This window comes from Streptomyces sp. NPDC059679, from assembly GCF_042734105.1.
In the GTDB taxonomy this organism is placed as follows: Bacteria; Actinomycetota; Actinomycetes; order Streptomycetales; family Streptomycetaceae; genus Streptomyces.
On record NZ_JBHWES010000050.1, the window covers coordinates 18981 to 34724 of the forward strand.

The window sequence follows — 15744 nt, forward strand, 5'->3', positions numbered from 1 at the left end:
CACCGCACCGCGGCGGGACCCCACGCGGACGCCACCCCTTGTAGTGGCCGCCACTGACACACCGCGTGAAAAAAGGGGCCCAACCCATGCCCAGGTTCAACCGCAAGGGCGTAACCAAGATCCTTTGGACGGACACGATCGCGTCCACTACCTACCTGCCGACCGCCACCGAGATGACCGGTGCCACGGACTACACCAAGCAGATCGCCGCCGTGGAGGGCTTCACCCTGGAGAACCAGGAGATTGAGACCCCCGACATGGACTCCACGTTCGTGTCGAAGATCCCCGGCGACGACTCGGTGGGTGACAGCTCGCTCACGTTCTACGAGGACTCCACCACCGACACCATCGAAACCGACCTCGCCAAGGGAACCACCGGCTTCGTCATCATCTGCCGCAAAGGCAAGACCGCCGCCTCCAAGGGCATGGACGTCTACCCGGTACGCGTGGCCAGCAACTCCCCGCAGATCACCGCGGACAACGAAGCCGCCAAGCTGATGGTGAAGTTCTCCGTCACCGACCGGCCACTGCTGAACGCCACCGTCCCCACCGGCCCCTGACGCGCCGCACCGGCCCCTCTCCCAGCTCCCGGCCGGGCCCGACACGACGTTCGGGAAGGGGCGCCCGTGCGGCGCCCGGCCGGGCCCCCTTCCCCTGATGGAGGACCACCATCATGACCACCACCATCGAGCCCCCAGCGAACGCCGTCGCGAAGGATGCGCACTGGGCCGCCAAGCTGGAACGCCTACGGAACCGCAACCGGCCCGTCGCCAAGCTCACCATCTGCGACGACGAGACCGTCAAGGAAGCCCTCGGTGAAGCCCAGTACGAGGAGCGGCAGGCGAAGCGGCTCCTCGAAGTCGATCCGAGCGACGCGAACCTGAAGAAGCGGGTCGCCGCCGCTACCCGCGCCGTGTCCAAGGCGCAGGCAGCATTCGATGAAGAGGCCATCGTCCTCCGGTTCCAGGCGCTGGAGCGCCCCGTGTTCGAGGCGCTGAAGAAGGCGCACCCGGCGAGCGAGGAGCAGTCAGACGACGGTCTCGAGTACGACGTCGAGACGATGGGGCCGAAGCTCATCGCCCAGTCGTCCCTGGACGGCATCACCGAAGAGGACGCTGCTCACTACCTGAACACCTGGGCCGAGGGTGAGGCCGCTCAGCTTTTCCAGACGGCGTGGGACGTGCAGCAGGTGACACGGCTCGACGTGGGAAAAGGCTGATCTCCGATGTCCGGCTGCGCACCGAGCTTGAGCTGTGTGACCGGTGGGGCATCCCGCACTCCCAGTTCCGTGGCATCGGGGACGGCACCTGGACGGCGCGCGACCGGGCCAAGGCTCTCGCCTACCGCGAGTACCAGCGCACCGTGTGCCCCCAGTGCGGCACCCGGGATGCCGAATGGGACGAAGCATCCGGGGGCGACGAGAACGCGTACGTGGCGGCGACCCACAAGTGCGCTGGCTGCGAGGTCATCGCCGACAAGCAGGCCGAACTCCCCACTGAGGGGCAGGCCGCCCGCGGCATGAAGGTCTACCTACTGCCCGCCGCCGTGCACGCCGCGCTCCAGGCGCAGCGGGAGCTGACCGGCCGACGGCGCGACGAAGACGACGAGTAGCTGAGGAAGGAGGAGCGGGCCGTGGCCAACTGGAACCTGTCCGTGGACCTGCGGGCGCAGGGCAACAGCCTGGCCCGGGTGCTGCGTGAGTCGGCCCAGCACGCCCGCTCTCTCGAACGCGCCACGAGGTCCGCGAGGCGGGAGGTCCGCGAACTCGGCGCCGCCTCCCGCACCGCGGCGAACGGCATCCGCACCCTCGGCCGGGAGGCCCGGCAGGCCGCCCGCCACCTGAACCAGCTCGGCGACCACGCCCGCACCTCCGCCCGGCAACTCGGCCGCTACGGAGACGCCGCTCGCGTCGCCAACCGGCACCTCAACAGCCTCGGCACGAACTCCCGCCAGGCCAGCGCGCACCTACGCGGCATGAACTCCCAGATCAACGCCGCCATCCGCGACCTCACCCGACTCGCGGCCGCCGCCCGCACCGCCTCCACCCACATGAACCGGGTCGGGAACACGAGGGCCCTGCGCGGCATCGCACGGGACACGCGCACCGCCCGCGGCGAGCTGGCCCGCATGGCCGCGCTGCTGTCCGGCGGCGGCCTGGTGCTGGGCATGGGCGAACTGGTCAGGAACGGCAACGAGTACCAGCAGGCCATGAACACCTTCGGCGCGGTCACCGGGGCCACGCAGATTCAGATGCAGCGGGCCGCGCTGACCGCCGCCCAACTCGGCAACGACCTCAGCTTGCCGAACGCCTCTGCGACCGAAGCAGCCGACGCCATGGTCGAGCTCGCGAAGGCGGGATTCCGTACCGACCAGGCCATCAGCGCGACCCGCGCGTCCCTTCAGCTCGCCTCGGCCGCCCAGGTGTCCGCCGCTGACTCCGCGAAGTACCTCGGCGACATGATGGACCAGTTCGGCATGGGTGCTGACCAGGCATCCGTCGCCGCCGACACTCTCGCCGCCACCGCCAACGCCGCGAGCGGCGACATCATCGACATCTACTACGCCATGAAGTACGCCGGGCCGGTCGCCCACGGGCTCGGCGCGACCATGCAGGAGACCGCGGCCGCAATCGGCATGCTCGGCAAGAGCGGCATCCTCGGCCAAACCGCGGGCACCACGCTGCGCGGCATGATGGCCAACCTGGCCGCCCCCACCCCGCAGATGATCGAGGGCCTGAAGGCCATGGGGATCGAGGCGTGGGACGCCCAAGGACGCTTCCTGGGCCTCCGCACAGTCATCGACGGCCTGTCCAAGGCCCAGCACCGCATGTCCCAGCAGGACTTCGCCGCCGCGGTCAAGAAGGCCATGGGCAAGCCGGCCATGTCCGGTGCCATTGCTCTCGCCCACCAGGGCGTCGACTCCTTCGACGCGCTCATGCAGGCCGTGTCCGGTACCGGCGCGGCGGCCGACATCGCCGCTGCCAAGGGCAAGGGCCTCGCCGGTGCCATGACCCAGTTGAGGACCCAGTCGAGGCAGACCGGCCTGGCGATCTACGACGGGATGGCGCCGGGCCTGGAGTTCCTGACCCGTGGCGTCACCTCGGCGATGTCGAAGGCCACCCCGAAGATCACCGCGTTCTTCAACTACTTCAACGCCGCCGCGACCCTCTTCGGGCCCGACATCGCCGCCGCAGCCCGCCGACAGTTCGGGGGCATCGCCGACGCCGCACGCGACATGGCTGGCGGGTTCAAGGACTTCGGCGCGGACGCGGCCGCCACCGCGCTGCACCTCATCATCACCGCGGGCAGGCTCGCCGCACAGGTGCTGTCCAACCTCGCCGACGGCGTCGAACCAGTCGTCTCAGCGCTCGCCGACGTCGCTTCCGGATCGGATGGCGCCGCGACGGCGATGGACATGATGGTGATGATCCTGGACGCCGCCGCCACCGCCGTGGGCGCCCTGTCCACCGTGCTGGGCCCGATCGGGCACCTGGTCGGCGGATTGGTCTCCGTGTTCGGCGCCCTCCCCGGCCCGGTCCAGTCCGCGGTGTTCGCGATGCTGCTGTTCCGCCGTGTCCAGCCCGCGCTCACCAACATCGCCACCACCGTGCGGGGCTCGGTCACTGGCGCGTTCCAGTCCCTCAACCAGCAGATGGCCGTCCAGCGGTCCCTCGCTGCCGCCTCCGGCGTTTCCCTGACCCGGTACGGGGCCGCGATGGCCGTACTTCAGGCCCGGTCCACCACGATCGGGGCGATGGGCGCCGCTTTCCGCAGCGCGACCGCCTCCGGCACGGGCTTCGTCTCCACCCTGCGCGGCGTCACCGCCGCCGCCGGCGCCGGGGCCCGGAGTCTGGGCGGCGGGCTCGTGAACGCCCTCGGCGGGCCCTGGGGGGTGGCCATCGCCGCCGCGTCCGTGGGCCTCGGCATGTACGCCAACCAGCAGCAGAAGGCCGCCCAAGCGGCAGCCGAGCACAAAGCCCAGGTCGACGCGCTCACCGGGGCACTCCAGCAGTCCAACGGGCAGGTCAACGAATCGGTGCGGCAAACCGCAGCCCAGACACTGCAGCAGGCCAAGTTCAACACCAGCCTAGGAGGCAACAAGGAATCCCTGATCAAGCTCCTGAACAGGGAGGGGTACAGCCTCAACGAAGTCACAGACGCCTACCTGGGCCAGGGAGCGTCGATCGACGACCTGAGCACCAAGATGGGAAAGCTGGCCAAGAGCAAGGGCATCAAGTACCTGTATGCCTCCATCGCTCTCAAGCAGCTGGGCGAGGACGCCAGCACGGCGAAGAAGAACGCCAAGGACCTCACCGACGCCATCGACAAGAACAAGGGCGTCAGCGCATACGACCAGCTCAAAGACGCCGTAGGCGCACTGGCCGACAAGACCGCGGATGCCGACTCCCGCACCCGGGCGCTGCGCCAGTCCCTGGACCTGCTGTCGGGCGGCTCCGTCAGTCTCCAGGCGGCCGAGGCCCGCGTGAACGAGGCGATCACCCAGGCCAACGACTCGATGAAGGAGGGCATCGACAGGTCCCAGGGCTACGGGAAGGCCCTGATCAAGTCCAACGGGGCCCTGGACACCACCACGAAGAACGGTCAGGCCCTCTTCAGTACCCTGAACAACCTGACTGACGCCTCCGGCACCGCCGCGATCGCGGCCTACGACTTCGCCGAGTCCCAGGGCAAGGACCTGCCCGCCAGGCTGGAAGCGGCCCGCGCGGAGATGCAGAAGTCCCGGGACGCCGCGATCAAGCTGGCTGAGGGCTACGGGCTCACTGCCCCGCAGGCCAAGCGCGTCGCAGACTCGCTGGGCCTGATCCCAGACCAGGTCAGCATCCTCCTCCAGGCCAAGGGCCTCGACTCCACCCTGGCGGAGCTGCTGGCGGTCCAGGCCGAGTTCGAGCGGTTCCCGGACAAGAAGACCGTGAAGGTCGACACGCTGTCCGCGGACGCGAAGAAGAAGCTCGAGGAGATCGGGATCACCGCGAAGCTGATCCCGGGCACCCGCGAGTACAAGCTGACCGCGAAGACCGACGCCGCGAAGCAGGCCCTCGCCGACTTCCTCCGCCAGGAAGGAGCGGTCAAGGACAAGAAGGTCACGCTCACCGCCGAGACCAAAGCGGCAATCAAGGACCTGCAGAGTGTCCAGGCCAAGGTCCGGGACACCAAGGGCAAGACCATCACCATGCGGGCGCCGACTGCTGAGGCCCGCCAGCAGTTGGAAGCCCTAGGGTTCAAAATCCACGCCGTTCCCGGCAGCAAGAACGTCACCATCACCATCCCCACCGGAACGCCGAGCGCGCAGGCCGCCGCGATCCAGTCCGCCATCAACAGGCTGAGCGGCAAGACGGTGTCGATCAACGTGGTCGCCACGGGGATCGGGGCGGCACGGGCCGCCATCTCCGCCCTGGGTGGGTTCGGAGGGTTTGGGAAAGCAGACGGCGGGATCGTCGACTACTACGCCAACGGCGGCATCCAGCGCGGCGGCGTCCGGCATTTCGCTGGCGGGTCTGAGGACCACGTCGCGCAGATCGCCCCAGCCGGGTCGTGGCGGGTGTGGGGAGAGCCGGAGACACAGGGCGAGGGGTACGTGCCGTTCGCCCCATCCAAGCGGCCCCGATCCCGCCGGATCACCGAGGAGATCGTGCGGCGCCTCGGCGGCGACCCCCGCGGCATCCAGTGGAACGCCGACGGCTCCATCACTGACTGGCGCTACGACCCGCAGACCGGCTCCCTGTACTCGGCTTCCGACGCCGGGCAGGCCGGACACAAGACCCGCAAGGTCAAAACCAAGCACGGCACGAAAGAGGTCGACTACTTCAGCTTGGCCGCGGTCGAGAAGAAGCTAATGTCCACGGCGAAGGCGGCGCGCGCCTGGAACAAGGACTTGTCCACGGTCTCCGACCGCGTCGGATCCGACGTCGCCGAGGCCCTGGCCAACATGGGCGAGGACGGCGTCGCCTTGACGAAGAAGATGGCGCACGGCAGCAAGCGGTACATCGAGATGATGGCCAAGCAGCTCCGGGACCTGGGCAAGACCGCGAAGGCGTCGCTGACGGACTACACGCGGCAGCTCGACAGGGCCAACGCCTCGAACTCCGCGTTCCAGGCGAACCTCGCCCAGCTCGCCGCAGCCGGATACGGCGACCTCGCCGCCCAGCTCGCCGCGCAGGGCGACCAGGCCGCCATCGACATCGCCGCCTCGGCGGTGAAGGACAAGGGCAAGGCAAAGAGGGCCAACGACGCCGCGAAGAAGGCCAACTCCGCACTCACCCAGGACCAGGTGGCGGAGATGGTGCAGATCATCGCCGCCGTCACCTCCAGCAAGGTCGGCATCCACGCCGTGGCGGACAAGACCGGGCTCGGCGAGGACGAAATCATCACCGTGGCGACCAAGGCCAAAGGGCAGATGTCGAAGTCCCTCGGCTCCCGCGGCGCGCAGTTCTTCGCCGACCTGGCCCGCGCCCAGAAGGGCATGGCCTACGCGAACGGCGGCATCCGGGCCGGCCTGTACGCCACCCGCGCCGGCCTGGTGCGGTTCGCGGAGCCGGAGACCGGAGGCGAGGCGTACATCCCCCTCGGCGCCAGCAAGCGCGGCGCCGCGACCAACGTGCTGTCCGACGTGGCGCACCGCTTCGGCCTCGGCATCACCCCCGCGGGCGACGGCGGCCGCGTCGTCGTCATCCGCGAGCAGGGCCCGCTGGTCGGCACCCAGACATGGCACGTCACCTCCGGCGGCAGCGCGTCCGAGACCGCCCGCCGGATCGACGCCGACAACAGTTACCAGCTGCGTCGCCTTGCGCGCGGCGGAGTGGGGGCGCGGTGAGCACGCCGGTGGAGTTGGACGACTGGCAGCACGAGCTCGGCGGAGTCCTCATCGGCGCCGGCACCGACGTGCAGATCCGCGCGCTCGAGGGCCTGGGGCAGCCGCCCGTCCGCGCCAGCGACGTGGAACCGCCATCCGAGGACGGGCTGTGGATCGGCCGAGACTACTACGGCGGCCGAACGATCCGCATCGACGCCGCCATCCGGGTCGTCGGGCAGCCCGGCACCGTGCTGGACCGACTGGCCGCACTCCAGGACACCGCCGATACCCCCGCAGTGCGCGGCGCCGGTGGCACCACCATGGACCTGCGGCTGAAGTTCCCTGGCCGACCGCCCCGGACCGTCCGCGGCAGGATCCGGAAGTTGGAGCCCGACCTCACCCAGATGATCCACGGCTACGCCCCAGTGGACATCGAGTTCCAGGCCCAGGACCACCTGTTCTACGCCGACACGACCGACACCACCAGCATCCCCCTCGGCCTGCTCACCTCCGGCGGGCTCACGTTCCCGCTGGCGTTCCCGTTCACGATCGCCGGTGACCCGCTCGCTGTCGGCCGGCCCGGCTGGCTCGAGGTCGACGGCACCGCCCCGGCCTGGCCCGTGCTGCGCGTCAACGGGCCCTGCGCCAACCCGACCATCACCCACGTCGCCTCCGGTCGGACGCTCACGGTGCAGACGACGCTCGCCGAGGGGGAGTGGGTGGAGGTGGACACCCGGCCCGGGTGGCGGACGGTGCTAAGGGAGAACGGCGGCTCCGCGCCCCTCGCGCCGAAGTCCCGCATCGACGAGTTCGTCCTCATGCCGGGGCTGAACGAGATCCAGTGGACCGCCACGGACCCGACCCTGACCAGCACTCTGGCCGTCACCTGGTGGCCGACCTACAAGGCCATCTGAGGAGACCCCTATGGCACTGAACCCAACGCCGATCGCCACCACGGGGGCGATGCACACCGCCCAGCAGTTCCGCATGATGATCCGCGACCTGTCCCGAGCGAACCAGGGCATCACCGAGGGCGACCACCTCAAGGTCACCGCCTTGGCGACGCCTGGGGGCGGGGTGCAGATCGCTGACGGCTCGGCGGTCATCATCGGCCGGGTGAGCTCGGTGCAGGGCTCTTACTCGGCGTACAACATCGGCGTCGACACGTCGGTGACGATCGCCCCAACGGGCGGCAGTGGCCGGTCGGACATGGTGATCCTTCGGGTGGAGGACCCCGAGTACGAGGGCACCCGCGACCCCGCGACCGACCCGATCGCCTACTTCGAGGTCGTCTCCAACGTCTCCAGCAGCGCGACGACCGTGCCGTCCGGCTACTCGGCGATCCCGCTCGCCCGGATCGACATACCCGCGTCCACCGCAACCATCACCAACAGCATGATCAAGGACCTTCGGAAGGTCGCGAACCCCCGCCGGGACCGGATCCTTTACCCCTACTACGCGCAGGACCCGCTGGTCACGATCAGCGGAACCAGCGAGACATGGAAGACCCACCCCAATCTGACGATGGCGACGATCGCCGTCCCCTCCTGGGCCACGACCGCGAAGATCGTGTTCACGGTCAGCGGGATCCGCCTCGCTGACGGGAACGTCTGGGGCAACTTCCGCTTCATGCTCGGCTCCATCGAGGCGGCCCAGTACGTCGGCATCGACGACAACCAGGGCAGCGCTGCGCGCCGAAACACGGTGCAGATGGTGGAGACGATCGACCTGACCACCACCGCCGGGGCCGCGATGCGGGGCACGAACCAGCCGTTCTACTCCCGCATGCGCACCCGCGTTAGCAACGCCGGCACGATCGGCGTGGACGCGACGACCACTTTCAACATCGACGTTGAGTTCACCGAGGGCCCCATCTGATGGGCCGCTGGCGGTACTGGACACAGCACGCCCTCACCGGGGAGATGCTGCACCCAGCCCTGCCGTTGAGCGAGGTCGAGTTCGGCCGGGAACTCAACGGGCCCGGTTCGCTCACCGGCACCCTGGCGCCCAAGTTCCTGCGCGCCAACGCAGACCTGCTCCAGCCCGGCCAGGCACTCATCTACGTGGAGGCCGACGGGTTCCTCCGCTGGGGCGGCCTCATCTGGTCGGCGACCCCCGAGGGCGGGAAGTACGCCATCGAAGCTGCTGGCTGGTCCTCCTACCTGGCGCACCGGCACGACTCCCACGGCAACCTGAATGGCCGCGGCCCGTACACCTACGGCGACCCGTGCAAAATCATCCGCGACATCTGGGCCTACGCCCAGGAACAGCCCGACGGAAACCTCGGCGTCGTGGTCGACGCAACCACCTCGAGTGCGAAGGCCGGCACCCCGGAAGAGCCGTGGGCTAGCCACTGGTACGAGACGCCTGTGCTCGGCGACCAGGTCGACGACCTCGTCAGCGAGGAGGGCGCGCCGCAGTACGCGTGCCACACCGAGTACCAGACCAACGGCACCGTCAAGCGCCGCATCCTCCTCGGCTACCCGCGGCTCGGCGCCCGCCGCACCGACATCGGCTTCCGGTCCGGCGTGAACATCGTGTCCGCCCCGCCCGTCTCCTACTCCGGCGACGACTACGCCAACACGGTCATCGGCACCGGCAGCGGTGAGGGCACAGCGACACGCTTCGCCGTCAACTCGGTGCGCGACGGCCGGCTGCGCCTTGAGTCGGTGCTCGCCCTGCCCACAGTGAACGGCACGGACACCCTTGGCCGGCGGGTGACCGCCGAACGCAAACACCGCCAGATCATGGGCGACGTCGAATCGATCCAGGTCCGCGACCATCCGGCCGCGCCAGTCGGATCATGGCAGATCGGCGACGACGTCCAAGTGCAGGTCAACAACGAATGGATCTCGTGGGCGGGCTGGTCACGGATCACCGCAGAGTCGATCCGGCCCGGCGCCGGTGACGGCGGGGAAGACCAGATCACCCTCACCCTCAGCCGCGCCGACTCCTTCCACTACGGCGCCCCGGAGGTGCCCTGACATGCCTTCGTCGTACAACGCTCTCGCTCTCGAGGTGGCCCGGCTGCGCCGCGAGGTCGACCAGATCAAGAAGGGGCAGCGCGTCGCCCACGGCGCGTCCATTGAGAACGCCGCCCTCGAGGTGAAGGACGACTTCGGCAGCTTGCGGGCGATCGTCGGCCAGCAAACCGACGGCACGTCCGGCATTCAGGTCGTCAACGGCCCGCCGCCCCCGGCCCCCTCGGCGCCGATCGTCGCATCGGTCCTCGGCGGCGTCACCGTCTCCTGGGACGGGCAATTCGCCGACGGCGAGGTCATCCCGCTCGACTGGGCCCGCGTAGAAGTCCACGCCTCCGCGACGTCCGGGTTCGATCCGCTCCCGGCCACGCTTCAGACGACGATCGAGACGGCGCAGGGCGCCACCGTGGTCGTCCCCACCGACGTGCCGGTGTACGTCCGTCTACTGGCACGCAACACCTCCGGCGCCGCGTCGCCGTCCTCGGTCGAGGTCGGCCCGTACGGGCCCGCACCGGTGGTCGCGAGCGACATCCTCGACGGCATCGTCACTGAGGTGAAGCTCGCGAACGACGCAGTCACCGCGGCGAAAATCGCCGCCGCTGCGGTCGGCACCACCGAGATCGCCGACGACGCCGTCACCACCCCGAAAATCATCGCCGGGGCGATCCTGGCTGGGCAGATCGCCGCCGGGGCGGTTGTCACCGACAAGCTCGCCGCCGAGGCCGTCACCGCAGCGAAGATAGCCGCGCTGGCCATCACGACCGACAAGATCGACGCCAACGCGATCACCACCAGCAAGCTCGCCGCCGGATCTGTGGACGCCACCGCCCTCAAAGCGGATGCCATCACCGGCAAGACCATCACCGGCGGCACGATCACCGGATCCCTGTTTCAGACCGCTACGAGCGGACAGCGCATCACCATCAACGAAGCGAGTTCGAACGCCGTCCTGGTCTACGACGCCACCGGGCGCGCCATCGGGGAACTCTCCGGCGACGGCCTCATCCTCGAGGGCAGCAGCGGCGCCGTCATGCAGATGGACCCCAACAGCACCTACCCGAACCTGCGTTTCACCAACGCGACCGGGGCCAACGAGGCGTTCATCAACATCATTGAAGGCACACCCGGAGACGCCGACATCGGCATCAACTCCGGAATTTTCTCGGGCAGCGGTTACACCGACCTACGATGGCGCACGTTCCTCGGCAACGACTTCTGGGTCGCGGAACGCTTCCGTACCAGCAACGACACCTTCACCATCGGCGGCAGGATCTTCCTGGGCGGAGCCACCGCAACGTTCGGTTACGTCGACAACAGCGGCTCGACCGCACCGTCAAACGCCTCCTTCACCCCGGGCCTGGTGCAGCTGTACGGCAGGTTGAACCACTTCCCCCCGGCCAGCTCCAATTCCGGTTTCCTACTCCAGAGCGCCGCCGGCCACACCGGCTATCTGATGCGCCTCTACAACGGGGACGCGGCCGCGTACCGCTTCTCCGTCGACCTGGCAGGCAACACCACGGTTGGCGGAGTCCTCAACGCACCCAACATCGCCACCGGCACGGTCACCATCACCCCCTCAGCCGCGTACACGCCCACGAACACGATCGTGACCGGACTCAACATCGCCGGCACCACGTTCCGCGGCTACGCCACTGCGAATTCCACTGTGCCCGGATACCGGGCCTCAGCCACACCGCCCGGCGCTGGCGTCACCGGCGTCAGCGTCTCCAACGTGACCAGCACGGGCCTGACTGTGTGGGTCAACCGCGAAAACACAACCGCTACCACAGTGAACTGGATGGTCATCGGATCATGAGCGACATCAGCGACACCGAGCAGCCCAGCACCGACGAGCCGACTACCGAGGACGACCCGGAATCCGGCACCCCCGCCCCGCAGCCCAGCACCGAACCTCCCGTGCAGCCGAGCGAGCCGTTCACGTTCCAGCCGTACATGTGGTACTCGGCCACTTGCGCCTGCGCCACGAACACCTGCACCAACTACAACGTGATCCAGGAGGTGCCGATGATGTACTCCAACAACGGCACCAACGTCGTCATCTACTGCGGCCTGTGCAGCAAGCGGTGCACCATCCTCTCCGCGGCCCTCCTCTCGCCGCAGCCGCCGGAGGAATGAGCAGGGGCAACACCAGCCCCCTCCGGCCGTAGTCTGAGATCACCGGGCGACCCTCCGCCCCACACCCCCGAGGGACCGCACCCGTCGTGGTGCGCCGACACCACCATCAGCTTCGGGCGCGGGGAGTTACGGAGCCGGGCGAGTGCCCGATCTTCAGGTGCGCGAATACCCTGTGCGGCCGGACCTCGGCCGACACCAGGTACTCGACCCGCGCAGCCTTGCCTACCGGCGCCCCTACACCGGCGAGCCGATCCGGGCCACCGCGTGGGAGCCCCGCATCCCCGTACTCGACCAACAGCGGCTCCTCGCCCAGGGCATCCACACCAGCCGCATGTTCGACGGCGTCGATGACGTGGACGCCCTCGGCTCCTGCACCGGGAACGCCGGCACCGCGCTGCTCTCGGTCCTGCTCGACAAGAAGCAGGCCGAGGCGGCCGGTCTCGACACCTCGAGCGCCCGGGAGGCGGAGGAGTTCGCGATCCGCCTGTACGCCGAGGCGACCGTGGCGGACGCGTGGATGGACTACACCTGGCCCAGCCAGGACTGCGGCTCCTCCGGCCTCGGCGTCGCCAAAGTTCTCCATCACCGGGGCCTCATCGACCAGTACGGGCACGCCACCACCGCGCACGAGCTGTGCCGCGACCTGCAGACCGGGCCCGTTCTGATGGGCATGCCCTGGCGCGACGCGTTCTTCGAACCCGACCAGGACGGGTTCATCGATCACGACCCCAACTGGGCCGCCTCGGGCGACGCCGGCGGGCACGAGGTGTGCATCACCGCCCTCGAGGACGTCGCCCTCGACGAACACTGCCACCTGATGCCCGAGCACACCGTGCTGCGGTTCGTGAACTCCTGGGGCCCCTCCTGGGGCGACCACGGCAGCGGCCGCCTCTACCTCACCACCTACCTCGCGCTCAGGCACGAGATCGACCTCTGCCAGCCCCGCCTCGACAGGACCCGCTCATGACCCGCAGCTTCCACGTAGCCGTCGACCACCTCGACCTCGAGACCGGCGAGGTCACCACCACCTACCTCGGCGAGGTCGACCAGGCCCACGTCGATGAGGTCCGTGCGATCGCCGAACTGCCGGACACCGAGCGCTGGGTGAAGGACCATCGCCGCCAGGCGGGCGCGTTCTGTGTGCTCCGCGATGACGGCGACCTGGACGTGTACGTGCCGACCGACGCCGAGCCGTTCGAGGTCCAGCAGTCGGATCCGGGCGAGGACGATGGCGCAGACGTGCCGCGCGGCGCGTCCGGCCCGGCGTACATCTCCGGCGCCGTCCGGCTCGGCAGCCAGGTCATCGGCGGCGCCATGGACACCCCGGGCAACCCGCCGCGCGCCACTTGGCACACCACCGAGTCCCCGGCCGGCGCCTCCTACTTCGCGTCGGTCGGCGCGTACCTGATCCGCGTCGCGTCGGAGCCGCAGGTCATCTACGACCCGGTCTCAGACAAGGTCGGCCAGTACGGGCCGCTGAACAAGTCCGCCCGCGCGCTGAAGAACGACGGGCCGCGGCGCACGAACCGCGAGGGCAAGGTCAACATTCAGGTTGAGGTGCTGGGCCGCGCCTCGTCGCCGTGGACGAAGGAGTTCGATCCGGCGAAGAAGCCGAACTTCCGGAAGATCCTGGCCGCGATGCGCGCGCACGGCGTCCCGGACGTGTGGCCGGCCGGGAAGCCCCCGGCGACCGCTGCGGCCGCAGCGAAGGGGGCCCGGTCTCGTACGACGTGGCAGACAAAGGGCGGGCACTACGCACACGCCCAAGTCCCTGGGAACGACCATTGGGATCCGGGGGCGATCGACACGAGCATCGTCCCGGGCAAGCCGACCAGTGGTGACAGCGGCGGCTCGTCGGACAGCGGCTCCACCTCGGGCAGCACGACGACGTACACGGTGAAGAAGGGCGACACGCTCTCCTCGATCGCCACCGAGCACAAGACGACCATCGCCGCCCTGGTGAAGCTGAACAGCCTGAAGAACCCGGACAGGCTGTCCGTGGGCCAGAAGCTGAAGGTCCCCGGGAAGGCGCCAGCCGTTCTGTACGAGCCGTTCCCGGGCTCTGCGTTCTTCCACGGCGGCCGACACAGCCCGATCATCGCCGCAATGGGCCGCCGCCTGGTTGCCGAGGGGTGCGGCAAGTACAACCAGGGCCCTGGCCCTGACTGGACCGAGGCCGATCGTCGAAACTACGCCGCCTGGCAGCGAAAGCTGGGCTACACCGGCGCCGATGCGGACGGCATCCCCGGAAAAGCCAGTTGGGACAAGCTCCGCGTCCCGAACGTCTGACCTCTCCTCAACCCTCTCTCCTCAAGGAGTCCCCTGTGAGAACCCTCCTCGGACGCGAGCCGTCTCTCTGGCTCGGCTTGGTCGCCGTCCTCGTGAAGATGGCCACCGCATTCGGCCTTGACGTCAGCGGCGAGCAGCAGGCCGTCGTCAACGCGCTCGCCGCCGCTCTGGTCGGCCTCATCCTCGCGGTGATGGCGAACGACGGCGTCGGCGCGGCGGTCCTCGGCTTCGTCCAGGCGGCCATCGCGCTCGCCGTCGGCTTCGGTCTCGACTGGTCGGCCGAGCGGCAGGCCGTCGTGCTCTCCGTGGCCGCCGCTGTCGTGGCGATGTTCGACCGCACACAGGTGACCGCGCCCGTACCGGCAGGAGCGGTCAAGCGGCCTGTCCGCTCGGTGTCCTGAGCGCCTTATCCACCCTCGGAGCACAACATGGCCGATGATCCGTCTCTCGGCGAGTTGGGGCGGCTCATCGAGCTCATGCGAAGTGACATCCGCGATGACTTGGCGGGGCTGAACGCCCGACTTGATCGCATGGTGTCTCAGGACGTGTATGTGGTCGAGAAGGCCAGCGTCGCCCGAGAGCTCGCCGACCTGGCGAAAGCCGTGGAAGGACTGCAGGCGCAGCGGCAGCAGGATGCCGAGCGGGTCACCCAGACCCGCCGGTGGATGGTCGCATCGGTCATCATCCCGCTGGTCGGGATCGTGCTGCCGCTGGTGATGGTGATGAGAGGAGCTGGGGCATGACCCGGGTGGAGGCCCGTAAGCGGCGGCGGCGCGGCGACTACATTGCGGCCGCCGGGGCTCTGATGTTCGCCGCGCTGCTGGCCGCTGGCCTGTGGGCGTTCCTCAGCCTCTCCCGGGAACTGGCCGACGCGAACCGCGCTCGAGACCAACTGGCCGCGCAGGTACAGGGGCTGGGTGCGACGCCGGTTGCCGGGCCGCCCGGGTCGCGGGGCTCGCCTGGTGATGCTGGCCCGTCCGGCCCTCCAGGGCCAACTGGGCCGACCGGGCCTCCTGGGGAAGACGGGCAGGCCGGCCGGGACGGGGCGAGCGGTAAGCCGGGAAGTCCGGGACCTTCCGGCTCGCCGGGGAAGGACGGCTCGGACGGGGCGAGCGGCGCGGATGGCAGCAACGGAGCTGACGGCGCGGCTGGCCCGCCTGGACCAGCCGGGGCAGCGGGTCCCACCGGGCCGGCAGGACCCCAAGGCCCGCAAGGAGAGAAGGGGGAGACGGGGGAGCGTGGCCCGGCTGGCCCGTCCTGCCCGGACGGGTACTCCTTGCAGACGCCGAGCTGGGATCCGGACGCGCTGGTCTGCCGTAGGGATGGTGCGCCGGATCCGGAGCCTTCTGACAAGTCGCCGGGGAACGGGGACGGTGGTACGGGTCTGTTGGGGCTTCCGGCTGATCGGCGCCGGGACTGATCGGCCCTTGTGTCCTACAGAAACGCACAATTAATAACGAACGAATGCGACCTTGTTCGCTTCACGAAACCCCAGGTCACCGGCCCGCAAATGACCCAGCCCTGGGCC

12 protein-coding genes and 2 pseudogenes are annotated in these 15744 nt (G+C 69.2%); all 14 read left to right on the forward strand.

The window, feature by feature from the left end; translation table 11 throughout:
* Positions 1-86: 86 nt before the first annotated feature.
* The 14 genes and pseudogenes from ACFV2X_RS37955 (at position 87) to ACFV2X_RS38020 (ending at position 14959) form a co-directional block, all read left to right on the forward strand.
* On the forward strand, positions 87-560 hold the full coding sequence (locus ACFV2X_RS37955) for a hypothetical protein (protein ID WP_385625686.1): 474 nt from the start codon (positions 87-89) through the stop codon (positions 558-560).
* A 113-nt stretch (positions 561-673) separates the two neighbouring features.
* Positions 674-1219, forward strand: coding sequence for a hypothetical protein (locus ACFV2X_RS37960; RefSeq protein WP_385625687.1), 546 nt, complete (start codon positions 674-676; stop codon positions 1217-1219).
* Positions 1174-1611, forward strand: a complete 438-nt coding sequence (locus ACFV2X_RS37965; RefSeq protein ID WP_385625689.1) for a hypothetical protein — start codon at positions 1174-1176, stop codon at positions 1609-1611. Before ACFV2X_RS37960 ends, ACFV2X_RS37965 begins: the two co-directional genes overlap by 46 nt.
* A gap of 21 nt (positions 1612-1632) precedes the next feature.
* On the forward strand, positions 1633-6831 hold the full coding sequence (locus ACFV2X_RS37970; protein WP_385625690.1) for a phage tail tape measure protein: 5199 nt from the start codon (positions 1633-1635) through the stop codon (positions 6829-6831).
* Entirely contained in the window at positions 6828-7724 is an 897-nt protein-coding gene (locus ACFV2X_RS37975) for a phage distal tail protein (protein WP_385625692.1), read from the forward strand. The genes ACFV2X_RS37970 and ACFV2X_RS37975 overlap by 4 nt, the downstream gene beginning before the upstream one ends.
* A 10-nt stretch (positions 7725-7734) precedes the next feature.
* The gene (locus tag ACFV2X_RS37980; RefSeq protein ID WP_385625693.1) at positions 7735-8688 is read left to right on the forward strand and encodes a hypothetical protein; all 954 of its coding nucleotides are present in this window, start codon (positions 7735-7737) and stop codon (positions 8686-8688) included.
* The gene (locus ACFV2X_RS37985) at positions 8688-9794 is read left to right on the forward strand and encodes a hypothetical protein (RefSeq protein WP_385625695.1); all 1107 of its coding nucleotides are present in this window, start codon (positions 8688-8690) and stop codon (positions 9792-9794) included. The genes ACFV2X_RS37980 and ACFV2X_RS37985 overlap by 1 nt, the downstream gene beginning before the upstream one ends.
* 1 nt (position 9795) lies before the next feature.
* Entirely contained in the window at positions 9796-11607 is a 1812-nt protein-coding gene (locus ACFV2X_RS37990; RefSeq protein ID WP_385625697.1) for a hypothetical protein, read from the forward strand.
* The gene (locus ACFV2X_RS37995; RefSeq protein WP_385625698.1) at positions 11604-11927 is read left to right on the forward strand and encodes a hypothetical protein; all 324 of its coding nucleotides are present in this window, start codon (positions 11604-11606) and stop codon (positions 11925-11927) included. Before ACFV2X_RS37990 ends, ACFV2X_RS37995 begins: the two co-directional genes overlap by 4 nt.
* A gap of 142 nt (positions 11928-12069) precedes the next feature.
* Positions 12070-12894 (forward strand): hypothetical protein, encoded by an 825-nt coding sequence (locus ACFV2X_RS38000; RefSeq protein WP_385625699.1) that lies wholly within the window; start codon positions 12070-12072, stop codon positions 12892-12894.
* A gap of 671 nt (positions 12895-13565) precedes the next feature.
* Positions 13566-13937, forward strand: a pseudogene (locus tag ACFV2X_RS38005) (LysM peptidoglycan-binding domain-containing protein); the annotation flags it as partial.
* Between the two features lie 27 nt (positions 13938-13964).
* Positions 13965-14216 (forward strand): annotated as a pseudogene (locus tag ACFV2X_RS38010) (peptidoglycan-binding protein); the annotation flags it as partial.
* 35 nt (positions 14217-14251) lie between these two features.
* A complete protein-coding gene (locus tag ACFV2X_RS38015; protein WP_385625700.1) occupies positions 14252-14617 on the forward strand; it encodes a hypothetical protein in 366 nt (121 codons plus the stop codon).
* Positions 14618-14644: 27 nt separating this feature from the next.
* Positions 14645-14959 carry a hypothetical protein gene (locus tag ACFV2X_RS38020; protein ID WP_385625702.1) on the forward strand — a complete coding sequence of 105 codons (315 nt, stop codon included), beginning with the start codon at positions 14645-14647 and terminating at the stop codon, positions 14957-14959.
* Positions 14960-15744: the final 785 nt, after the last annotated feature.

Bases quoted from the DNA above. Each gene is read 5' to 3' on its own strand.
- ACFV2X_RS37955 (WP_385625686.1), top strand. From the start codon at position 87: ATGCCCAGGTTCAACCGCAAGGGCGTAACCAAGATCCTTTGGACGGAC.
- ACFV2X_RS37960 (WP_385625687.1), top strand. From the start codon at position 674: ATGACCACCACCATCGAGCCCCCAGCGAACGCCGTCGCGAAGGATGCG.
- ACFV2X_RS37980 (WP_385625693.1), top strand. From the start codon at position 7,735: ATGGCACTGAACCCAACGCCGATCGCCACCACGGGGGCGATGCACACC.
- ACFV2X_RS37985 (WP_385625695.1), top strand. From the start codon at position 8,688: ATGGGCCGCTGGCGGTACTGGACACAGCACGCCCTCACCGGGGAGATG.
- ACFV2X_RS37990 (WP_385625697.1), top strand. From the start codon at position 9,796: ATGCCTTCGTCGTACAACGCTCTCGCTCTCGAGGTGGCCCGGCTGCGC.
- ACFV2X_RS37995 (WP_385625698.1), top strand. From the start codon at position 11,604: ATGAGCGACATCAGCGACACCGAGCAGCCCAGCACCGACGAGCCGACT.
- ACFV2X_RS38020 (WP_385625702.1), top strand. From the start codon at position 14,645: ATGGCCGATGATCCGTCTCTCGGCGAGTTGGGGCGGCTCATCGAGCTC.